This window comes from Neorhizobium sp. P12A (genome assembly GCF_008365395.1).
Classification (GTDB): domain Bacteria; phylum Pseudomonadota; class Alphaproteobacteria; order Rhizobiales; family Rhizobiaceae; genus Rhizobium.
Genome location: NZ_QOVX01000003.1, coordinates 112,485 through 134,216 on the forward strand (window position 1 = coordinate 112,485; position 21,732 = coordinate 134,216).

Annotated in this window: 22 protein-coding genes and 2 tRNA genes; 16 read left to right on the top strand and 8 right to left on the bottom strand. The window is 60.5% G+C overall.

What is annotated here, in order from left to right; all coding sequences use genetic code 11:
* Window positions 1-43: 43 nt before the first annotated feature.
* Window positions 44-1,246, bottom strand: a complete 1,203-nt coding sequence (locus tag DTW90_RS12300; protein ID WP_149338642.1) for a GTP-binding protein — start codon at window positions 1,244-1,246, stop codon at window positions 44-46.
* Between the two features lie 13 nt (window positions 1,247-1,259).
* Complete coding sequence (locus DTW90_RS12305; protein ID WP_132521845.1) at window positions 1,260-2,429, bottom strand: D-alanyl-D-alanine carboxypeptidase family protein; 1,170 nt, start codon at window positions 2,427-2,429, stop codon at window positions 1,260-1,262.
* A 175-nt stretch (window positions 2,430-2,604) separates the two neighbouring features.
* On the opposite strand from DTW90_RS12305, the gene DTW90_RS12310 reads away from it, so the two are divergent.
* The 9 genes from DTW90_RS12310 (at window position 2,605) to DTW90_RS12350 (ending at window position 11,062) form a co-directional block, all read left to right on the top strand.
* Window positions 2,605-3,765, top strand: coding sequence for a M20 aminoacylase family protein (locus DTW90_RS12310; protein ID WP_149338644.1), 1,161 nt, complete (start codon window positions 2,605-2,607; stop codon window positions 3,763-3,765).
* Window positions 3,766-3,848: 83 nt separating this feature from the next.
* Window positions 3,849-3,925: transfer RNA gene (locus DTW90_RS12315), tRNA-Arg, on the top strand.
* 301 nt (window positions 3,926-4,226) lie between these two features.
* The gene (locus DTW90_RS12320) at window positions 4,227-5,144 is read left to right on the top strand and encodes a DUF1003 domain-containing protein (RefSeq protein ID WP_149338646.1); all 918 of its coding nucleotides are present in this window, start codon (window positions 4,227-4,229) and stop codon (window positions 5,142-5,144) included.
* Window positions 5,145-5,477: 333 nt separating this feature from the next.
* Window positions 5,478-6,263, top strand: a complete 786-nt coding sequence (locus DTW90_RS12325; RefSeq protein WP_149338648.1) for a class I SAM-dependent methyltransferase — start codon at window positions 5,478-5,480, stop codon at window positions 6,261-6,263.
* Between the two features lie 162 nt (window positions 6,264-6,425).
* Window positions 6,426-7,952, top strand: a complete 1,527-nt coding sequence (gene istA / locus DTW90_RS12330) for an IS21 family transposase (protein ID WP_149338650.1) — start codon at window positions 6,426-6,428, stop codon at window positions 7,950-7,952.
* On the top strand, window positions 7,942-8,754 hold the full coding sequence (gene istB, locus DTW90_RS12335) for an IS21-like element helper ATPase IstB (RefSeq protein ID WP_149338652.1): 813 nt from the start codon (window positions 7,942-7,944) through the stop codon (window positions 8,752-8,754). The genes istA and istB overlap by 11 nt, the downstream gene beginning before the upstream one ends.
* A gap of 148 nt (window positions 8,755-8,902) precedes the next feature.
* The gene (locus DTW90_RS12340) at window positions 8,903-9,262 is read left to right on the top strand and encodes a hypothetical protein (RefSeq protein ID WP_149338654.1); all 360 of its coding nucleotides are present in this window, start codon (window positions 8,903-8,905) and stop codon (window positions 9,260-9,262) included.
* 222 nt (window positions 9,263-9,484) lie between these two features.
* Window positions 9,485-9,742 (top strand): hypothetical protein, encoded by a 258-nt coding sequence (locus tag DTW90_RS12345; protein WP_149338656.1) that lies wholly within the window; start codon window positions 9,485-9,487, stop codon window positions 9,740-9,742.
* Window positions 9,743-9,748: 6 nt separating this feature from the next.
* Window positions 9,749-11,062, top strand: a complete 1,314-nt coding sequence (locus DTW90_RS12350) for a hypothetical protein (RefSeq protein WP_149338658.1) — start codon at window positions 9,749-9,751, stop codon at window positions 11,060-11,062.
* 196 nt (window positions 11,063-11,258) lie between these two features.
* Here the strand turns inward: DTW90_RS12350 and DTW90_RS12355 are convergent, their stop codons facing one another.
* Window positions 11,259-13,658: an arylsulfatase gene (locus DTW90_RS12355; RefSeq protein WP_149338660.1), complete on the bottom strand. Its 2,400-nt coding sequence runs from the start codon at window positions 13,656-13,658 to the stop codon at window positions 11,259-11,261.
* Between the two features lie 914 nt (window positions 13,659-14,572).
* Between DTW90_RS12355 and DTW90_RS12360 the strand changes: the two genes are divergently transcribed.
* From DTW90_RS12360 to DTW90_RS12370, 3 genes are all read left to right on the top strand, one after another.
* The gene (locus tag DTW90_RS12360) at window positions 14,573-14,854 is read left to right on the top strand and encodes a hypothetical protein (protein ID WP_149338662.1); all 282 of its coding nucleotides are present in this window, start codon (window positions 14,573-14,575) and stop codon (window positions 14,852-14,854) included.
* A gap of 4 nt (window positions 14,855-14,858) precedes the next feature.
* Window positions 14,859-15,074: a hypothetical protein gene (locus DTW90_RS12365; RefSeq protein ID WP_149338664.1), complete on the top strand. Its 216-nt coding sequence runs from the start codon at window positions 14,859-14,861 to the stop codon at window positions 15,072-15,074.
* Between the two features lie 189 nt (window positions 15,075-15,263).
* Entirely contained in the window at window positions 15,264-15,806 is a 543-nt protein-coding gene (locus DTW90_RS12370) for a hypothetical protein (protein ID WP_149338666.1), read from the top strand.
* A gap of 26 nt (window positions 15,807-15,832) precedes the next feature.
* Here the strand turns inward: DTW90_RS12370 and DTW90_RS12375 are convergent, their stop codons facing one another.
* The 4 genes from DTW90_RS12375 to DTW90_RS12390 form a co-directional block, all read right to left on the bottom strand.
* The gene (locus DTW90_RS12375; RefSeq protein WP_149338668.1) at window positions 15,833-16,081 is read right to left on the bottom strand and encodes a hypothetical protein; all 249 of its coding nucleotides are present in this window, start codon (window positions 16,079-16,081) and stop codon (window positions 15,833-15,835) included.
* Between the two features lie 13 nt (window positions 16,082-16,094).
* Window positions 16,095-16,328, bottom strand: coding sequence for a hypothetical protein (locus tag DTW90_RS12380; RefSeq protein WP_149338670.1), 234 nt, complete (start codon window positions 16,326-16,328; stop codon window positions 16,095-16,097).
* Window positions 16,329-16,691: 363 nt separating this feature from the next.
* The gene (locus tag DTW90_RS12385) at window positions 16,692-18,134 is read right to left on the bottom strand and encodes a site-specific integrase (protein WP_149338673.1); all 1,443 of its coding nucleotides are present in this window, start codon (window positions 18,132-18,134) and stop codon (window positions 16,692-16,694) included.
* 273 nt (window positions 18,135-18,407) lie between these two features.
* Window positions 18,408-18,497 (bottom strand) — tRNA-Ser (locus DTW90_RS12390).
* 305 nt (window positions 18,498-18,802) lie between these two features.
* Between DTW90_RS12390 and rplU the strand changes: the two genes are divergently transcribed.
* The 4 genes from rplU (at window position 18,803) to DTW90_RS12410 (ending at window position 20,793) form a co-directional block, all read left to right on the top strand.
* Window positions 18,803-19,120, top strand: a complete 318-nt coding sequence (rplU, locus tag DTW90_RS12395) for a 50S ribosomal protein L21 (protein WP_132521877.1) — start codon at window positions 18,803-18,805, stop codon at window positions 19,118-19,120.
* Window positions 19,121-19,154: 34 nt separating this feature from the next.
* Complete coding sequence (gene rpmA, locus DTW90_RS12400; protein WP_003543909.1) at window positions 19,155-19,424, top strand: 50S ribosomal protein L27; 270 nt, start codon at window positions 19,155-19,157, stop codon at window positions 19,422-19,424.
* Between the two features lie 125 nt (window positions 19,425-19,549).
* Window positions 19,550-20,206, top strand: a complete 657-nt coding sequence (locus tag DTW90_RS12405; protein ID WP_132521879.1) for a GNAT family protein — start codon at window positions 19,550-19,552, stop codon at window positions 20,204-20,206.
* Window positions 20,203-20,793, top strand: coding sequence for a GNAT family N-acetyltransferase (locus DTW90_RS12410; RefSeq protein ID WP_149338675.1), 591 nt, complete (start codon window positions 20,203-20,205; stop codon window positions 20,791-20,793). The genes DTW90_RS12405 and DTW90_RS12410 overlap by 4 nt, the downstream gene beginning before the upstream one ends.
* A gap of 76 nt (window positions 20,794-20,869) precedes the next feature.
* On the opposite strand, the gene DTW90_RS12415 is transcribed toward DTW90_RS12410, so the two are convergent.
* Window positions 20,870-21,730 carry an endonuclease/exonuclease/phosphatase family protein gene (locus tag DTW90_RS12415; protein WP_149338677.1) on the bottom strand — a complete coding sequence of 287 codons (861 nt, stop codon included), beginning with the start codon at window positions 21,728-21,730 and terminating at the stop codon, window positions 20,870-20,872.
* Between the last annotated feature and the right edge of the window lie 2 nt (window positions 21,731-21,732).

Here is a 21,732-nt window from a genome sequence, read left to right on the forward strand (position 1 = left end):
AGCGGTTTTGCGTCCGGAATTGCGGCAAGATTCTAAATTTTTATCAGAATTTCATGCCGGGAACGGCGAGGGGATTGTCTTCCAATGCGGCCCTGTCAGGCATGTCGACGCGCGGCTTGCTGAGGAAAGCGTCGAACAGACCCTTCACGAAATTCTCCGGCAGGTCCTTGGTGATCAGGACCATGCGCGTGCGCCGATCCTCGGGGTTCGGCCATGCCGGCAGCCGCACGGGCGGATGAAAGATGTTTTGGACGCCATGCAGCACGACAGGCTTTTCCGGCCGGTCGGAAACGGCGACAATCGCTTTCATCCGCAGAAGTTTTTCGCCATGGGCCGATCGCAGAAGGTCGATGAACATCTCCAGCGCGACGGGGTTGATCGGCTGCTCCTCGATGATGGAGAAGGAACGGATCGAAGCGTCGTGGCGGTTGACGTCGTGATGGTGCTGGTGCCGGTGACCATGGTGATGATGATGCCGATGGCCGTGTGCGTGGTGGTCATGCGCGTGATGGTCATGGCCGCTGTGATCGTGCCCCTCATGACTGTGATGATGATCGTGATCATCATCCGCCATTTCGTCGTGCAGCCAGCGCCCGACATCGGCAATCTTGGTGCCGGGATCATAGAGCCCGTTGACCATGACCGCGGCCGTCCCGGCTTCCGGACTGTCGGCATCCATGATGTCGGCCCGAGGGTTCAGGGCACGCAGCCGGGCAACCAGCTGATCGGAGGGGGCGGCGCCAGCAAGCGTCGCCTTGGAAACGATGAGGCGATCGGCCACAGCCACCTGCTTGCGCGCCTCCTCGTGATTATCCAGCGTCTGCAGGCCGTTGACCGCATCGACGACAGTCACGATCCCGTCGAGATCGAAATTATTGGCAATGACGGGATTGCCCATGATCGCCTGCATGACCGGCGCCGGGTCGGCAAGACCCGTGGTTTCGATGACGATGCGCTTGATCGGCCGCAACCGGCCGGTCTGAATGCCGTCGATCAGCGTTGCCAGCGTATCCACCAGCTCGCCGCGCACCGTGCAGCACAGGCATCCGTCGGACAGCTCGATGATGGAATCGCCCGAGCTTTCGACCAGCAGATGGTCGATGGCGACATCGCCGAACTCGTTGATGATCACGGCTGCTTCGTTCATGGCCGGATCCTTGAGTATCCGGTTCAGCAGCGTCGATTTTCCCGCCCCCAGAAATCCGGTCAGGATGGCGACGGGGATCCTTTCCTGAAAACCGCTCATATCTCAGATCCGATCAGCGCGAGGGACGTGGCAGCGGAATGGGTACATCGGCCGTATCGCCAGACGCTGCGGTCGTATCGCCGGCGCTGCTGATCAGCACCCTGTGATCACCGGGCTTGTCGTCGCTCTGGGTCGCCACCGCCGTGTTGGCCGTCTGGCCGATCAGGCCGGCATAGACGAAATTCGGCTCATGCGTCATCTCGTGGATATAGGGCGATTGAACCTTCATGCGGCCGGTCGGATCGCGCGTTTCGCTGCGTGCCTGAGCGCCCTTGGCGCTGCAGATATCGGCAGTAACATCGGCAACCTGATCCTGTCCCGGGCCATAAGGCTTCAGCGTCTGCAGCGTGTCGTTGCCGGAAAATGGCGTGGTGAAGCCTTTCTCAAGCAGGTTTGCAGCATCGTCTGCGCGCTCCGCAAGGCTGTTTGCGCCGAGGACAACGGCGACAAGCGTATGGCCGTTACGCGTCGCCGAACCGATCTGGTTGAAGCCGGAGGCGCAGATGAAGCCGGTCTTCATGCCATCAGCCCCATCGAAACGGCCGATGAGGAGATTGATGTTCGGAACCTGCTTCACACCGTTGGTAAAGCCTTCAAGCGAGAAATAGCCGGCATATTGCGGAAAATCGCGGCGCAGAGCGACGCTGATGATCGCAAGGTCGCGCGCGGTCGAATACTGCCCCTTCTTCGGCAGGCCGTTCGGATTGACGAAATGCGACGTATTCATGCCAAGACGTGCGGCTTCGGCATTCATGCGCACGACGAAGGCATCTTCAGAGCCGCCAACCGTTTCGGCGATCGCCATGGCGAGATCGTTCGCCGATTTGACGAGCATCATCTTCAGCGCGTTGTCGAGGGTCATCTTGTCCCCCGGCTTCAGATACATCTTGGCCGGCGGCTGCGAGGCCGAATGCTTCGTCATGACGACGGGCGTATCGAGCGTGATCTGGCCGGCCTGGATGGCCCGGAACGTCGTATAGACCGTCATCAACTTGGTCAGCGAGGCGGGATACCATTTCCGAAAGGCTTCCTGATGCTCCAGCACGCGGCCGGTGGTCGCATCGACGAGCATATAGGGATTTGCAGCAGCATTCGACGCGGCCGACAGCAGGGCCGCGGAAAAACCGACGGCAAATGGGATAGCCCGCAGGGCGGCATAGATGCGATTCTGCTTCGTCGGCACGGTCTTTCCTTTGAGATGTCCGGAATGGTCTCGAAAGCTGCGCTTATTTAACCTATATGGCTATGCGATGGCAAAGGTGATTAATTAGTTTATTTCGACTGCCTCACAGCCTTGTGATAAGCCCACGAAACCGACCATGTTAACCCGACGATATTATTGAGCAGGAAAGTTCAGCATGCCGATTTTGAACAGAGCCGCGGAACTCCAGGACGAAGTCACCGAATGGCGCCGCTTTATCCACTCACGGCCGGAGTTGCTGTTCGCAGTGGAAAACACCGCCGCCTTCGTGGCTGAGAAGCTGAAGGAGTTCGGTGTCGACGAAATCGTGACGGGCATTGGCCGCACCGGCGTCGTAGGCCTGATCCGCGGCAAGGGCGACGGACGCACCATCGGCCTGCGCGCCGATATGGACGCGCTGCCCATAACGGAAATATCCGGCAAGCCCTGGGCTTCCACGACGCCGGGCAAGATGCATGCCTGCGGCCACGACGGCCACACCGCCATGCTTCTGGGCGCGGCCAAATACCTGGCGGAGACGCGCAATTTCAACGGCAATATTGCAGTCATCTTCCAGCCTGCCGAAGAAGGCGGCGGCGGCGGCAATCTCATGGTCAAGGATGGCATGATGGAGCGCTTCCGCATCGAGGAAGTCTACGGCATGCACAATCTGCCGGGCCTGCCGGTCGGCCAGTTCGCGATCCGAAAAGGCGCGATCATGGCAGCAACTGATGAATTCACCATCACCATCAAGGGCCGCGGCGGTCATGCGGCAATGCCTCACATGGCGATCGACCCGATCGCCATCGGCGCGCAGGTCGTTGCCAACCTGCAGCTTATTGCATCGCGTACCGTCGATCCGCTTCGGTCGGTGGTTGTATCGGTTACCAAGTTCAATGCCGGCTTTGCCCACAACGTCATCCCGAACGAGGCGAGCCTCGCCGGCACCGTGCGCACGCTCGATGACGAAGTCCGTAACATCGCCGAGCATCGCCTGCGTCAGATCGTGACCAGCCTTGCATCCGCTCACGGCGCTGAGGCGGAAATCCACTTTCACCGCAACTACCCTGTCACGTTCAACCACGCCGCTGAGACGGAGCACGCGGCAGCCGCAGCCCGCGTCATCGCCGGCGACCAGAACGTCAATGCCGAGGTCGATCCCCTGATGGGCGGCGAGGATTTCTCCTACATGCTGAACGCCCGCCCCGGCGCCTTCATATTCATCGGCAACGGCGACAGCGCAAACCTGCACAACGCCGCCTACGACTTCAACGACGACGTCATCGCCCACGGCATCTCCTACTGGGTACGCCTCGCCGAGCAGCGCCTGGATTCCTGAAGCTTCCGGGCTCAGACATATTGTCATCGCAACGCAAAAGGGCTTGGCTTTAAGCCCTTGCTTTTGTATGGATGCGTCTGAGTGGTCCCGTAGCTCAGCAGGATAGAGCACCAGATTCCTAATCTGGGGGTCACGCGTTCGAATCGCGTCGGGATCACCAGTTTATTTCGCGACATGCATATATCTTGGAGCGCCTCGCTAGATCGGCCGCGAGCGCCCGGCGTAGGCTCGCTGGAGTAATGCGCATGCAGTCATCTGCATGCTCCGCCAATCATCGCTATTTTACCGTTTTTCAAGATCACATCTGCGATAACCGACGGATCGGAGCAGTCTTGCTGTCTAAAGCGAAGCGAAGGAAGAGACCTTTGCATCGAAGTCGATCGCGGCCGCCAATCTGCAGTCATAATCCTGTTCTGATCATTGACTAGACGAAACGCCCAATCGCGTAGGAGGAGCTTTGCATGACCGGAACTGGTGATTTGGATTCGACCGGCGAAATAGTCGACTTCGACGCGGGCGAAGGCGAAGCCGCCACCGTCGAGATGGGCGACTACACCAAGAGCCTGGCACAGGCCAAGGCGAAGTCGGTCAAGCTGATCGATGCGATCACCGGGGCGACGCTCAAGAAAAAGGATGCCATCCATTTCGACGACCTGCGCCCGTCCCTTGCGGAATTCGTGCGCCAGAAGCACCCCGGCATTCGCTCCGACGATTATCTGAGCCGCAAGGCAGTCGACGAATATCGCGGCCAGTACATCGCCGATTTGCTGAAGGATGAACGCGGCGAGCTTTCCAATCTCGAGGACGAGGTTGTCGAGAGCCTGAAGACGCATGACACTCTGGCGGAGAACATCGAAGAAGACTACGAGGATCACCGCTCGATCGGCGACCGCATGGCCGACATCGTCGCGAGCTTCGGCGGCAGCTGGACGTTCATAATCTCGTTCTGCGTCTTCCTGACGGTGTGGATGAGCATCAACCTTATCATGGGCGCGACAAACGCCTTCGATGCTTATCCCTTTATCCTGCTGAATCTGATCCTTTCGACCATCGCCGCGCTGCAGGCGCCGATCATCATGATGAGCCAGCGGCGCCAGGAAGCCAAGGATCGGCTGCGTGCGCTCAACGACTACAAGGTCAACCTGAAAGCGGAACTCGAAATCCGCCACCTTCATGAAAAGGTCGATCACCTTCTCAATCGCCAATGGGAACGGTTGACCGAAATCCAGCAGATTCAGATCGAAATGATGCTGGAACAGGCCAAGGCCGCCAACCGCGCCCTCAAGGTCAGCAGGGCCACCAAGGCAAAGACCAACTTGCTGAAGCGCCTGTCCGGGAGCAAGCCCAAGCCCACGGAGCCGGAAGGCTCGACTGAATAGGGTTCCAGAATCAGCTATAGATTCGCTTCGAAACCACACGGAGGCCGCGTCTTACGCGCGGTCGTCCGATGGTTAGTCGTCGCCGACGCAGCATCAAATCCGCGATTGATCGCAACTATCGGGCGTGCTGAATAATACGGCTGAAAAGATAGTGACAACCGAGAAGATATCGGTGACTTGAAACTGATTTCAACGCCAATGTTATTATCATAACAGAGCGTTTCATTCAAAATGAGACATAGTCTGATTTAAGCTGAATTACCCCGCCCATTAAATGACAATTTTCGAACATTATTATTGTCCGAAACATTGGAAAATTGGGGGCATACCTGTATGAACTCATCGCTTCGAAAGTTTGTTTTTCATGATCTGCAGACGATCGAAGGATATATTGATCCACCCGACGCGCTAGTCTTTCTGTCCCTGCTTCAGACGCAGAAGCAGGCCGGCCTGGAAGGGCCTATCGCCGAGATCGGCGTCTTCTATGGCCGTTCCTATTTCCTCTTCAAACGGATCGGCGGCGATGCCGAAAAGATCGTTGCGATCGATCTCTTCGATATCGGCCAGACGGCCGACGGGATCTCTCCGCAATACGGCCGCTTTCTGGAAAACGGCCGCCGGCTGGGCATTCCCATTGAAGAAGACCTCATCATCAGGGGCGACAGCACCCGCCTTGCTGCGGCAGATATCACTGAAAAAGCCGGAAAGGTCCGCTTCTTCAGCATCGATGGCGGCCACGCTCTCTCGGACGTCGTCTCCGACAGCCGGCTTGCCATGCACAGCCTGGCCGACCACGGCATCATCGCCTTCGACGACACCTTCAATCCCGCCTGGCCGGAGGTAACCGTCGGCGTCGCCGACTTCCTGCGCGAACACGCAGATAGTTTTGCGGCTTTCTGCATGACGAAATACAAGACCTATGTCTGCCGCCGCGACTTTCACGACCTCTATTACAATGCGATTGCCGACGCCTCGGACCTGAACGCCTTCGAACAGACGGAAACGACCTTCCTGGACTCCAGGGTCATCCGTCTCCACAATCCGATCGGCCGCCGCATGCTCTACGAGCTGATGATCAGGACTGGAATGGGCGCCTATTCGGAGCGGGTTTATCGGTGACTGCGAGGACGACCCCTCGAATATTCATTTTCACGACTATTTGATAGAGGTGTTGATTTCCACTGAGAGCTGACCCGGCGCAGCCAGATATTTCCATTGAGAATTGACCCATGTTTCAACCGTCCCTCGCATGTTTTCAGCGGGGGCTCTGGAGTGATCGACATGGCATTACTGAGCGTGATCCGACGCTGGCATTTTCGAGAGCATCTATCGATCCGGGAGATTTGCCGCAGGACCGGCCTGTCCCGGAATACCATCCGCAAATACCTGCGCGCCGGCGGTGTGGAGCCGAAGTTCAACGTCCCTGAGCGGCCGAGCAAGCTTGATCCGTTTGCGGATCGGTTGTCGGCCTGGCTGAAGACAGAATCCAAGAAGGGCCGCAAGCAGAAGCGGACGATGAAGCAGTTGCATGCCGATCTGGTCAGCCTTGGCTACGAGGGCTCCTACAATCGAGTAGCTGCATTTGCTCGGGAGTGGCGGGACGATCGGCAGAGGGAACTGCAGACGACGGGCCGCGGGACATTTGTGCCTTTGGCGTTCGAGCCGGGCGAGGCCTTCCAATTCGACTGGTCGGAGGACTGGGCCATCATCGGCAATGAGCGCACCAAGCTGCAGGTGACACATACGAAGCTGAGCTACAGCCGTGCCTTTATCGTCCGGGCCTACCTGCTGCAGACCCACGAGATGCTGTTCGACGCGCACAATCATGCATTCCGCGTCTTCGGTGGAATTCCTGGCCGTGGCATCTACGACAACATGCGCACAGCGATCGACAAGGTTGGCCGTGGAAAAGAGCGTGACGTCAACGTCCGCTTCATGGCGATGGCCAGCCACTACCTGTTCGAGCCCGAGTTCTGCAATCCGGCTTCAGGTTGGGAGAAGGGGCAGGTCGAGAAGAACGTTCAGGATGCGCGTCATCGTTTCTTTCAACCGATCCCGCGCTTTCCATCATTGGAAGCCCTGAATGATTGGCTTGAGCTTCGATGCAAGGAGTTTTGGGCAAAGACCCCGCACGGTCAAATGCGCGGCACCATTGCCGACATCTGGGCAGAGGAAGCACCGGCTCTCATGCCTGTTTCCCGGCCGTTCGACGGCTTTGTGGAATATACCAAGCGGGTGACGCCAACCTGCCTCGTGCATCTGGAGTGCAATCGCTACAGCGTTCCGGCCTCTTTCGCCAATCGGCCAGTAAGCCTGCGGGTCTATCCGGATCGTGTCGTTATCGCAGCGGAAGGCCAAATCGTCTGCGAGCATCATCGCGTCATCGATCGCTCCCATGACCGACCGGGACAGACCATCTACGACTGGCGGCATTATCTGGCGGTGGTACAGCGCAAACCAGGCGCTCTTCGCAATGGTGCTCCGTTCGCCGAGCTACCCGACGCATTCAAGAACCTGCAGCAATACCTGCTCAAGAAGCCAGGTGGCGACCGCGAGATGGTCGATATCCTGGCGCTTGTCCTTCAGCACGATGAGCAGGCTGTGTTGTCAGCCGTCGACATGGCGCTGAAGTCCGGTGTTCCGACCAAGACCCATGTATTGAATCTGCTGCATCGCCTTGTCGATGGCAAATCCTTCACACCGCCGACCCTCGACGCACCTCAGGCACTGGTGCTCAACAATGAGCCTAAGGCCAATGTCGAACGCTACGATACCTTGAGAAAGACGGAGGTTCGTCATGCGTCATAACCCGGCAAGCGGTGCGATTGTCATCATGCTACGGCAATTGAAGATGCACGGCATGGCTCAAGCCGTCGGAGAGCTGACAGAACAGGGAGCACCGGCGTTCGAAGTTGCCATTCCGATCCTGTCACAGCTTCTGAAAGCGGAAACGGCCGAACGAGAGGTGCGATCGACGGCCTATCAGCTCAAGATCGCACGCTTTCCTGCTTACCGCGATCTGAACGGCTTCGACTTCGCCAGCAGCGAGATCAACGAGGCGCTCGTGCAACAGCTCCACCGTTGCGAATTCCTCGACGACGCCAACAACATTGTCCTGGTTGGCGGTCCCGGCACAGGTAAGACGCACATCGCCACAGCGATCGGTGTCCAGGCCATCGAGCATCACCACAAGCGGGTCCGGTTCTTCTCAACCGTGGAACTGGTCAACGCATTGGAACAGGAAAAAGCACAAGGGCGCTCGGGACAGATCGCCAATCGCCTTGTCCATTCCGATCTCGTCATTCTCGACGAGCTTGGCTATCTACCATTCAGTGCTTCAGGTGGGGCGTTGCTCTTCCACCTGCTGAGCAAACTCTACGAACGCACCAGCGTCATCATCACCACCAATCTCAGCTTCAGCGAATGGGCCAGCGTCTTCGGCGATGCCAAGATGACCACTGCACTGCTCGACCGGCTTACCCACCACTGCCACATCCTCGAAACCGGAAACGACAGCTTCCGCTTCAAGAATAGCTCGGCGCATGACCCCAAAACAACGAAGGAGAAACGCAGGAACTTGACCACCACGACCAACACGAACGATACCTAAAGGCGGGTCACTTCTCGGTGGAAACGCCGGGTCAGCTCTCAGTGGAAATCAACACGGCGGCGACATCGAGGCGTGGAAGGCTCGCGCGCGGCAGGACTGGGACGACAACTTCGGGCCGGAGCCGGAAGAAGCGCTGCGCGTGGCGCGGATGGCGCTCGACGCCGCGATATCGGCAGACGATATACGCGAAGCGGCGGAAGCCGCTGAAGCTTATATAGTCCACACATGTGGGCCAACTGTCCGAAGCGTCGAGGAAGAGATCGGAGACGACGACGAGGAAGTGCCGCCGGACGAGCTGGACGACGACACGAAGAGCCTCGTCCGGCTCTTCGAGGGGGCGACAGTCGTCCGTCTGGCACCCCGACCGACCGCAGAAGACGACGACATCCCGTTCGAGTCGCCCGCCGTCGTGTCGATGTGGGCGAGGTGGCGGGCGGACCTCGACGCGAGCGCCGCCCGGCTGCTCGAACGGCGGGCGTCTGCCGCCGCTTGCCGCATCGCGGCGTGACGTCGGGCACCGCGACGTCACCATGACCTAATGTGATTTCACGTTAGGTCTCGCCGTCCGGGAGGACGGCGACAAGGCCCCCCGCCAGGCGCCGCGCGAGCGCCCCTCGGGAGAGGCCCCCGGCAGGGCCGGTGCTAGCGCAGCTAGCAGTAGCCGGTCTCTACTACTTGTTCTCGGCTCCGCCGGCACTCACGATTCTTCCACCAGCATTGGAGGAGCGTAATGCAGGAATACGAACGGCACATCATCATCACCAATCAGGGACCGATTGCCTCCGCACGGCTCAAGGTCATTCGCCTACCAACGTCGTGGTACGGTGTCGTCTGGGAGAGCGCGGGACGGTACGCCAGCTTTTCGCAGGATCGGACCGACTTGAACGGCGGCTTCGCTCATCTGAGTGATCGCGACTTCCTCGATCGGGTACAGCTCGTCGCGAGCTTCACTCAGGGCATCGATTTCGACTTCGAGGAGGCTCTGTAGTCGGCGGTGGCCTACCAGTTCATTCATCTCGAGTCCTTCTCGCGGAAAGGCGACGGCAAGGGCCGTTCAACGGCTTTCATTTTCGCCGAGGCCCGCCGCGATCCGTCCGCGTGCGTCCACGTCGCGAATCCTGCACCACCGACCGTCGTCTATGGACTCGACGTCGCGGACGTCGAGGCGCTGCACGATGCCGCCGCCGACGCCGCGCGGACGACGCCCAAGGACGGCAAGCCCCGTCGACTCCGGCAGGACCACAAGACGCTGCACACGGTCATCGCAAGTCACCCGTACACCATGGACGGCGTCCGCGCCGACCCAGAGAAACGGAAAGAAGCCGAGGTATGGGAGCGGCGAACAATCGGCTGGCTTCGTTCACAATATGGCAGCGATCTGAAGTCCGTCGTCCGGCACGAAGACGAATCCCATTTTCACATCCACGCATATATCGTTCCGACCGACGACCCGGAAATGCGAGCGCTGCGGCATCACCCCGGCGTCTCCGCGAAGCGCGCAGCGATGGCGGCCGGTCCCGCCGAAGGCGAGGATTCGAAGACACTGTCGAAGCGCGGCGACGCCGCGTATAAGCAGGCGCTACGCGCGTGGCAGGACTCGTACCACGATGCCGTCGGCATTCCCTGCGGCCTCGCCCGGATCGGCCCTCGACGCCGCAACCTACCGCGCGGGGAGTGGCAGCGCGAGAACGCGCAAGCGAAGGCGCTGCAAGCGGCTCTCGACCGCGCTGCCGTCGTCAAGGCGAAAATCGAGACGCATATCATCACGAAAAAAGCCGAAGTGGAGACGCTGGTCTCGACGGCGGAGACGACTGCCGCCGCGCTCCGGGCTGAAGCCGACGCCGCGACGGCGGAGGCCGCTCGACGTCTCGCCGCCGCAAGGACGGCAACAGACGCCGCCAAAGCTGCTCACGACGCTGCAGTCGCAGAGCAGCGGAAAGCGCGCTCGATGGTGTCCCACGTCCGCGAGGAGGCAGCCAAGGTTCGTCGGGCATCGGCTAGGCTACAACGGCTGCCGTCGCTCCTCAGGACCGCATGGGATGGCTTCCGGCAGTCGAAGGTCGTCGATCGCATCCGGCGCGGCGTCGAGGGCGAGATGAACGCGCTGCGGGAACAGGTGTCGTCCGCGTTCGACCGGGCTAGCGCCGCCGACATCGCCCGCCGGAAGGCCGAGGAGCGTGCCTACACTCTCGACGCCGCTTTGACGGAGACGACGGCGCAGCGAGATGCCGCGCGCCGCGAGGTCGTGCTGCTTCGTCCCCCGGAGCCGGAACCGGAGGCGAGCATGGGGCCGACGCCTGGACGGTAATCGTTCCTCGCGCCCATCCGCGATCGCCCATTGCGGATCTCCCGTCGCATCAAATCATCAGGCGAGCGAGGTGCGTCGGTTTCAAAGCGAGTTTGCGCGTCGGTGATGCTTTCCATTCGGTAGTCAGTGCCCCCGTGGCGAGGGACACTGAAGACGAGGCTTGCGAGATGCCCGCACACCTGGGGGTGGGAGCCGCCTAGATCTGCGGCGGCCCGACCTTCACCGTCAGCTTGTCGAGCGTTCCGGTGAAGCGGAACGGCACCTGGTAGTCGTTGTCGTCGACCGCGCTACGGGTGTCGACACCCACGTCGAACGACTCGTCAATCGTCACCAGGAATGGGATGGTGTGCGGGATTGACTGCTCGGCCACCATCGCGCCGTCGACGCTTAGCACACCCTTGCCGCCCTTCCCGTAGCCCGGCCCCTCGTACGTGAAGTCGAAGACGACGCTGTGCTTGCCGGGCGTCAGCGCCGCCTCGCCGGCCCACCGGAAGCGCTCCAGCCCCAGCATGTTGTAGGTGAAGACTGGCTTGCCCTTGAGCAGATAGAGGCCGTAGCCACCGAAGCGGCCGCCAAGCGTGGCGAGCATGCCTTCCCCGCCGCCCTGCGGGACCTCGACGTCGGCGGTGATCGTATAGGAGCGGGTCAGCGGATTGGGCGCTGAGGCGGCTGGCAAGCCCGAGAGTTCGCCCGAATAGACGAACTCGGTTCGGCCCGCGGTGGCACTTGGCCGTGGCGCGAGTAAGCGCGCGGCGACGGAGTTGTCCAGCGGCAACACCTGATACTTCGCGGCTTCCACCAGGAAGAGATCCTGCAGTTCCTTGAGCTTCGCCGGTTCCTTTGCCGCGAGGTCGTTGGCTTGCGAATAGTCCTTGGTCAGGTCGTAAAGCTCCCAATTATACCCGTCGATCACATCGGGCAGCTTGCCGAGTCCCATCAGCCAGGGCCCGGCCGGCGGCGTGGTGGAGGCAATCCAGCCTTCATGGTAGATCGCGCGATCGCCGAACATCTCGAAATACTGGGTCGTGCGAGCGGAGGGTACGTCCTTGGCTCCCTTCGACCAGGTATAGGCCATGCTGACGCCTTCGATCGGCTTTTGGGCGATGCCGTTCACCGTTTGTGGCGCTTGGATGCCGGTGGCCTCGAGGATCGTCGGCACAATGTCGATCACGTGGTGGAACTGGCTGCGGATGCCGCCCTTGTCGGTGATGTGCCCAGGCCAGGACATCGCCATGCCCTGGCGGGTGCCGCCGAAGTGCGAGGCGATCTGCTTGGTCCACTTGAACGGTGTGTCGAAAGCCCAGGACCAGGCGACCGACATATGCGGCTCGGTCGTCGGGTCGCCCCAGGCGTCGTAGTATTTGAGCTGGTCAGCGACCGGCATGTTGATCCCCTGGATCGCCGCCAGATCGAAGGCGGTGCCGATGGTTGACCCCTCGGCGCTGGTGCCGTTGTCGCCCTCGATGTAGATGATCAGCGTGTTGTCGAGCTTGCCTTGCTTGCGGACCTCGTCGATCACCCGGCCGATCTCATAGTCGGCATAAGCAACGTAGGCAGCATATACTTCCGCTTGACGGGCGAACATCTTCTTTTCATCCGCCGATAGCGTATCCCATTTGGGAAGGTCATCCGGCCACGGCGTCAACTGGGTGTTCTCCGGAATCACGCCGAGCCGTTTCTGGTTGGCGAAGATCTCGTCGCGCATGGCGTTCCAGCCCATGTCGAACTTGCCCTTGAACTTGTCGATCCATTCCTGCGTGGGTTGGTGCGGGGCGTGGGTTGCGCCGGGGACATAGTACATGAAGAATGGCTTCTCCGGCGTCGCGGCATTGACTTTGCGCAGATAGTCGATGGCGTCGTCGGCCATACCAGTGACCAGGTTGTAGCCAGGCTGGTCCTTCCACGGAAAGATCTGATCGTGGTTACGGAACAACCAAGGCGTCCATTGGTTGGATTCGCCACCTTGGAAGCCGTAGAAATAGTCGAAGCCCATACCAGAGGGCCACTGGTCGAACGGCCCCGAGGTGGAGAGCGCGTAGGTTGGGGTATTGTGGTTCTTGCCTATCCAAGAGGTGGCGTAGCCGTGGTCCTTGAGGATGTTACCGATCGTGGCGTTGTCGGGACCGATGATCGCATCATATCCCGGAAAGCCAGTAGACTGCTCGGCAATCACCCCGAAGCCCGCCGAATGGTGGTTGCGCCCTGTGATCAGCGCCGCACGGGTGGGCGAGCACAGCGCGGTGGAGTGGAACTGCGTGAAGCGCAGGCCGTTGGCCGCGACCTGATCGAGCGTCGGCGTCGGGATAACGCCGCCGAAGGTGCCCGCGACGCCGTAGCCTGCGTCGTCGGTCATGATCAGCAGCACGTTCGGCGCGCCCTTCGGCGGCACCACGGCGGGCGGCCACCATGGGTTTGAGTCCTTGGCGTCGAGGTTGATGGTCCCGCCGAACGCCGGTGGCGCAGCCGGTAGCGACTGGCCGTCGATCGTCGACGTGGCGCTGGGTGAACCGGGTGGCCCCGTGAGTTCCTGGGCGACGGCGGGAAAGACGGAAAAACAACTGGCGGCGAGCACCGCGAGGTAGACGCGCGTTTTCATCGTTCAATGCCCCTGTTGGACTATAGCCAAAACGGATAAGCGGCCGATACTTTCCCGCCCTCAAAATACTCTCTCGTGGGCTGAAACTCGGTAGCAATGCTGCAGACGTATGCCTTAAGTTCACTTGCGGTTGCAAAGTGTCTCAGATTATTAGCCGCCAATGAAGTACGTTACTGTAAACTACGGAACCTACGCGGATCTGAGGGTCGTTGGATATCCACCCGCGAATATATCGCCCGATTAAGGCGAGCTTGTTGGGGCCGCAATCTGTGACCGCTTGTGGCGCAAAGTTGCCGTGAGCTCGCGGTTAAGGATAGGCCGCATGGCGACGCCGCCCTCGACGTCTCCGGCTCCGGGACGCCCGGAGCCCGAAAACCTCCGAGAATCACTGATTTCAAAAAATGGGGACGTCAGGAGAGGCCCTCTCGTCGCGTTCGCGCGACGTCGCCGGGTAGTAACCCACCCGGAATCAGTTCGAATCCTTCGTTCGCGCGTCGCGACGCCCATTCCGGTTTGCGTCGAATCCAGCCGGCGCGCATCCTTCTTGGAAGGATTCGGAGACGGTCATGAGCAAGGATTCGGAGAGACGAGAACGCCGACGTCGGACATGCATAGACGAGATGCGCCGGGACCTTGCCCGACATCGCGCGCAGCGCGGCAACCCGGCGGGCAAGACGATGCTCCAGCTCCTCGCGCTGCTGTCCGCGCTGCTTGCTCTGGTACCGCCGGTCCCGGAGCTACCTGGGGTCTCGACGTCGCGCCGGTCACGCTACGATCCACCGCCGGGATATCCTCTCGGGCGCGACGCGTGGGCTCGCGAGCGCGGGCTCGATCCAGAGCCCGGCGCAGTCGTAACGGCGACCGAGACGCCGACGCCGGGGCTGCGCCCAGAGCCGCGACCTTGGCGGCGCCTCGTGCGTGATCTGGACTCTCGATCTCCCCGGCGTCGAGAGGCGGCGCGTGAACTGCTCGCGCAGCGCGTCCCGGAAGCCGCTCGCGACTGGCTGCGCAGCGCGATCGCGTCTGACGATCGGACTCAGCTCCGGATGCTCGGAGCCGGAGTGACGCCCGCCGTGCTCTGTGCGCGTGCTCTCGCCGCTGCGCGTGTCGCGTCTCTCCCAGGGCCAGAGCCGGCCCCGCCGCCGGAGCCGGATGTCGAAGTTGAAGCCGGGCCGGGACCCGGCAGCAGGAAATAAGACGATGAACGTAACTGAAAATGAATTCGACGCCGGGGCGATCCTCGGTCATCTGACAGATGCCCAGCGGCAGCATCTCAATGCGCTGGACGCCGCGTTCGCCGACCTGCTGGCGCGGCCTGCGATGAATCCTGCGGCGGTCGAGCGGCTGGCCGACGCCATCGTGAGCTTATACGACGAAATCGCCGATGCCCGCTCCGGGCGCGAAAACCGGGTCTGACGGCCTGAATTAAAAAAAGGGGACGTCAGAAACGGCCTTCTCGTCGCGTCCGTCGTGTCGTCCGGTATCCCAGCCCACCCGAATTCAGAGAAAATTAGGCGTCACGGAAATCGGCGCTTGACGACGGATTCGTCTGCTCTGACCATTTTTTAGGTGACGGTTGTCGTCGGGAAAAAGGGAGAGATACAGATGCTGAAAAACGCGCAGATATCGATGCAGGAGATCGCTGGTTTCCTGCTATCCGGCGATAACGTGACGGAAGCCGCAACGGAAAACGGTCCCTCGGAGGAAATGATTTCCGTGACGGAGAGCGTGTCAGAAATTCCGGCGAAGCGCAAGCGTGGGCGTCCGTCGAAAGCCGGCGAGGTTATGACGGCGGCGGAGCGGGCGCGGCAGTATCGGCAGAAGCATCGGCCTTCGTGGCAGAACCGACGCGTCGATCTGTGGGCGTCGACGGTCGAGCGCGCCGAGAAGCTAGCGGCGGAGCGAGGAAGTATGGTCGCGATCGTCATCGATCGGGCGCTCAGCGAGCATTCGATCGAACTCTGGGGGTTCCTCTTCGAGCGAGCAAAGGAGGCTGCCGCCAGGGCAGATGAGGACGTGGAGTTCATGCTCAACTGCGCTCTGGATGACATTAGTGACGAACGGTGGGACAAAATAGTGGAGCGGAAGATTCGCTATAAAGCCGAGAAGGCCAAAGAAGCGCGGTCGGAAACCTTCGACGCCGCATGAAAACGGGCCTAACGGCCCCGCTTCTTTTAGTCTTTCTGATATATGCTGATTTTAAAGTGGAAGCCGTCTTCTTGCTCCGCCCAAACGCTGTCCTGACAGCTCCCGCACCGCCGCTCCACATGCTGCATGATCGCCTCGTCTAGGTCTCCGTCGTGTGTGTGATCCCAGTCACGGAAATCCTGCACGAGTAGCCGGGGCATGACGCACGATCTGCATTTCGAGCCGTGGGTCGAGAGCGAGAAAATCGGTGGCTGAAGTTCTGCTTCGTTTTTCATGTGATGCCTCCCGTCACGCTGCCAGACCGTCGAGCGCCCGGACGCCCATTCGTTGGACGTCGCGAACGAGGGCTTTCCCGGCTCCCGGAATGCGGGACCGGCGTGCGACCCGTTCGACGCCCGTCTTGCGGCTACGGACGATGACGATGGCCAGATAGAAGAGGATGCCGCGTGCGTCATGGTGCGTCGTCTCTATCACGAGAACATCCACCGCGAGCCCTCTGATTGTCGTTGTCGTCGTCTCCATCGGAAATCTCCATAAAGCATTGTAAAACAATGATTTTATAGCAGATTCGAGAGTTGGAGCCCAGGACGCCGCTCGGAAAGATGCCAACAGATCTAACGCGGATCTAATGGGATTTCCTGAGCGAGAGGGCAGTCAATGGGAATCTGCGGAAGTGGTGCGGCCCGCAGACCGCCGTAGGCGGGTGAGGACACGGTTCCGCTGATTGCCGTTGACGGACCGGAGCGACCCATCCTACCGCCCCCGGTGCAGGTCTTAGGAAGGCCGACAGGCCGCATCTGAGCCCTGCACCGGACTAGGCCCCCGCCAATGAGGGCGGAGGCGGGCAAGCCGAAGGCGCCGCTAGGAGGCAGAGCCTCCGCGAGGTTATCGTGACGATGCTGATAGAGTGTACGGCGACAGGTCGAGGCCATCCGGGAGTGGCAAGCTGCGCAGCACTTCGAGTTCCTGTGGGACCAGGGTCTTTGAGCCGTAGCGCTTCGATACAGTCGTGAGTGCGTGGCCCGTCTGGAGATCGTGTGTTCGTTCATCCACCCGAGCCATCCTCATGAGGTCCTTCGCCGTGTGACGTGTACTGTGAAATACGAACTCCTGCCTCTTGTGAATGCCGACATCCTGCAACATCCGGTTCATGCGCTTGCTCGCGGCATCGGCGGGATCGGCAACGCGGTTCTTGCCGTAGTAGAACGCAGCCGGGAATATCCACTCGTCGGCCTTGCGGGATTGCACATACTCAATGAAACCCACTGTCTCAAACACTTCGTGGATGGCGATCAGCCGGCGCGATGGCTTGTTCTTGACCTTTCGCTTCGAGGTGCCGCCGTCCTCAGTCGCGATATCGGTGCGAAGATCGAGGACCCAGTATTCGGCGGCGTCGTCACCTATCATGCGGTATATGTCTTTTCCCTGAAGGAAGATGAGCTCTGCTATGCGGGCGCCCGTGATGGTGCCGAGCAGCGGCAACCATTTCATATCCGCGCGCGCCTCCTTGGCCGCATGGGCAAACCAGAGGTTCAGTTCCGGTACCGCGAAGGGCTGCCGCTCGACTGATGGTGTCGCGTCTGCCGAGATTCGAATCTCGACGTCGCTGAGCGGCGATCGGAAGCTGTGCTCTGCCGCGACGTCGCGGAAGAGCACCCGCAGCGGGGAGAGGTAGTTGTCTTCGATCGATTTCGCAGAGAGCGTGGGAAGGCGCTGGTCGGCAGGCAGCCGGTCGTTATAGTCTGCGGCGTCCTGCCGTGGCTTGCCCTTGATTTCCGGTATTTTCGAGTAGTTTCCCGGCACCCGCACAAGAAGGTTCGCGAACCGCTGGATGTCGTAATAGGAATATTTGTTGGCGGGCTTGTCCCCCGCGAACTCGATGAAATCCAGAATGCGATTCCGGTCGGTGTTGATCTTCTTCGGGTCGATGCCGAAGCCGTTGCGGACCTCGGTCCAGTCTTCCAACACTTCCGACAGGAGCGGTCTGGTAGGGCCTCCATCGAGCGACATTTGAACCTTTTGGGACAGCGACACCATCTGGCTTTGCAAGAGGGCAAGGGCGTCCTCGACGTCCGTCTGCTGCTTGCGGGGCAGGCTGCGCACCTTCGTCTCAAGCGCTTCCATTCCGTCCGCGACGGCTGCCAGATGCTCGCCGATTGGAACGACCCGCGCCAAGACTTCGTTCTCCCCGGAGAGGCGGGCGTTCTCGATCTCGAAGGCCAGCAGGCGTTCCGAGTTCGTCCGGTATTCCCTGAACTGGTCGGCCATCGCTTCGAGCTGGCCCTGAAGCTCCACGATGAGGGCGTCTCGAAGGTCTGGTTTCGTCATGGCGTCCATCTCCTGTGATCTCACGGCGATGAATAGGCGTTCGGCGTGACCAGAGAGTAAACGGGCGATTCGCCTTGCGGTGGTGGCCGAAACCATACCCAGCGGGATTCGGATCGGTGTCCGACCGAGTCGGGGGCGGAGGTCCATGGGGACGGCGATCTGGAACCGGACGCCGTTTTTTCGGTGAGTGAGATACATGATTCGCCGGGTATTTTCGTGGGTAGAAACAACCCTAAAACGGCGAATTTCACATTAAAATCAATCAGTTACCAGTGGCGGAGAGGGTGGGATTTGAACCCACGATACCCTTGCAGGTATGCCGCATTTCGAGTGCGGTGCATTCGACCACTCTGCCACCTCTCCGCATATTTGGTCGGCGCATATGTGTTGCGCGGGGCGGTACATAGCCATAGTCGCGGACGATGGCAAGCGCGAATATTGAAGTCTGTCATGCTTTTGTCTTGACAGTTTTGCCGGCCTCGCGTATCCCGCCTGCGCAGTAGGTGTGGTGTATTCCGTGCCTTGCCGCCTTGCCATAGTGCAGGGTTTCACCGGCAGACAGAATTCTGGGCCTTGGCCTTCGAAATCCCTGCTAAACCTCGACTGAGAAAAAGACGGCCGCTTGCTCTATTGCGGGCAGAGCCGGAACGAACATGAAAGGATATAATATGTTCGCAGTCATCAAGACCGGCGGTAAACAGTACCGTGTGGCAGCAAACGACGTGCTGACCATCGAAAAGCTGGAAGTCACCGCTGGCGAAACCGTAGAATTCACCGAAGTACTCGTAGTCGGCGAAGGCGCCGATGCTGCGATTGGCGCGCCCTTCGTCAAGGGTGCCTCCGTCAAGGCCGAAGTGGTGGAGCATAACCGCGGCCCGAAGGTCATCTCCTTCAAGAAGCGCCGTCGTCAGAACTCCAAGCGCTCGCGCGGCCATCGCCAGCATCACACGGTTGTCCGTATCACGGACATCGTGGCTGCCCAGTAATCGAACACGAGACAAGGTTTAAAGGAGAACTCCAATGGCACACAAAAAAGCTGGCGGTTCGTCGCGCAACGGTCGTGACTCGCAGTCCAAGCGCCTTGGCGTGAAGAAGTTCGGCGGCGAAGCCGTCATCGCAGGCAACATTATCGTGCGTCAGCGCGGTACCGAATGGCATCCGGGTTCCAACGTCGGCCTCGGCAAGGATCATACGATTTTTGCGCTTACCGCCGGCAATGTGAACTACCGAACGAAGGCCAATGGTCGCGTCTACGTATCTGTAATGCCGAAAGCGGAAGCAGCGGAATAAGCCGGTAGCGCTCTAAAACAGCCGGCGTCTCATCGACCCGGCTGACCGCACCAGGTTCAGTCCAGAAAACAGGGGAGATGGGGCGCCATCTCCCCTTTTTCTTTGTCCAAACAGGAGGACTGAACATGCAAGGCGAATTGTTGAGGGAAGGCCAATCGCGGTCTCCCCGGGAAGACCAAAGGTCTTCCATGGAAAGGCTGAGGCCTGATAGGTCAAGGACCGATTGCCCCGTCCTGTTGTCGGAAAGGCTCGTTTTGCGCGCGCCGCACGAAGACGACATTGACGCCCTTGCCCATCTCGCCAACAACGCCAACGTCGCCACTATGGTATCGCGTATGCCGCACCCTTACACGGTCAATGATGCAGCCGATTTCGTGCGACGCACGAAGGCGGGCGCGATTGGCAAGTGCGTCTATGCGATCACCAAAGCCGACAACGGCGCCTTTCTCGGGTGCTGCGGCATAGAGCCGACTGAAGATCCGGCAACTGTCGAGATCGGTTATTGGCTGGGCGAACCCTATTGGAACAAGGGTTACACGACGGAAGCTGCCCATGCCTTGATCGACATGGTCTTCCGCACGCGTCCTGACGTCGAGCAGATCGACGCCCGCTGCAGGGTGACGAACGTCGCCTCCAGGCGGGTGATCCACAAGTGCGGCTTCCAGTTCCAGGGCTCGGGCCTCGCGGCCTCTCTGGCGCTCGGCAGCAACGTACCGGTGGAATGGTTCCGGCTTGACCGCAAGACCTGGATCTCGCTGCGAAGCTGGGGGGTTCTGAGATGAACGCCGCCACTTTGCATCGCCGCCAGGATCGTGTCCTGCCGCAGGCAGGCCCGACACCGGTCATCCGGACGTCTCGGCTGACATTGCGCCCGCATCGATTGAGCGATGCGGACGCGATCACCCAGTCGCTGTCGGATTTCGCCATCACTCGCATGATGGCGAGGGTCCCGACACCCTATGACCGGCAGGATGCGCTGGATTGGCTCGTCCCCCGCGCATCTGGCGTGACCAACGACTGGGCGTTGGCCATTACCGAGCGCGACGATGTTCATATCGGCGTCGTGTCGCTCGAGCTCAGGCATGGCCGCTGGCATCTCGCCTACTGGCTGAACCGCTACTACTGGCGGCGAGGCATCATGGGCGAGGCGGTTGCCGCAACGCTTGAGCGTTTCGGCCGCCGCATGCCCGATACCGCCGTTCACTCCGGCGTCTTTGCCGATAACCCGGCCTCGCTCAAGCTGCAGTCGAGGCTCGGCTTCGGCATCACCGGCTGCACGGAGATCTACAGCTTCGCGCGTAGCACCATGGTCCCTCATATCGAAACCGTGCTGATGCCGGGAATGCTGCAGGGGCCTCAAGCCGCCTGAGTGAGGGCCGCCTGATTGAAGGCTGCCTGATCAACAAACCATCGCCGGACGCTTTTTGTTCGGCGATGGTCGCAATTCACTCGATCTCGATCCAGACTGGAAAGTGATCGGATCCGTCCGCCCCGACATCGACATGGGCAGATTTTAGCCGGCTAACAAGGCCGGAATTGATGAAACAGTAATCGAGATGCATGCGCCTCTGAGGATTTCCGGCTTCGACCCAGCTGTAGCGATCGCTTGCGTGCCAGCCGACGGCATCGAGCGCGTCGATCGGCGTGTCGAAGCGCGCCGTCCGGCCGTAGAATCCGTCCTTGTGGCCGACGCAGGCGATATATTCCGGCGATTCCGGCACCATGTTGAAATCGCCCATCATCACGTAATCTTCCGGCAACGGCGGATCGACGAGATCGATTTCGGCACCGCCGGTAAGCGTGCCGCCCTCGGCAACGAAGCCGTGAACGCGACCCCTGATATAGGCGATCTGCGCGATCCGCTCGTCCGGGGAGACATGATCGAGATGAACGGAATAGACGCGCAGTGCGCCGGCTGGCGTCTCAATGACGGCCTCGGTCGCGCCACGCTGCAGATTGAGTTTCCCGACCGTTCGGGTGCGCGGCAAAAGCAGCGTGCGGGTCGACAGGATAGGCCAGCGCGACAGGACCATGTTGCCGAACTGATGCCGGCGGGAAATCGTCCGGCCGTTCTTAACGACCGTTCCGGCGTGAAGATCGAAGGCCGGGCCATAGGCGGAGAAATAGTCCGGCAGCAGATCTTCGATGGCAGCAACCATATCGACGCCGTCATTGGCGGGCGATCCGCGGGTTACTTCCTGCAGGGCGATGATATCGGCACCAGCGAGGTTCCTGAAGATCCGCTCGAGATCGTATCGGCCGTCGAGACCGAACCCGTACTGTATGTTATAGCTTGCGAGCTTCACGA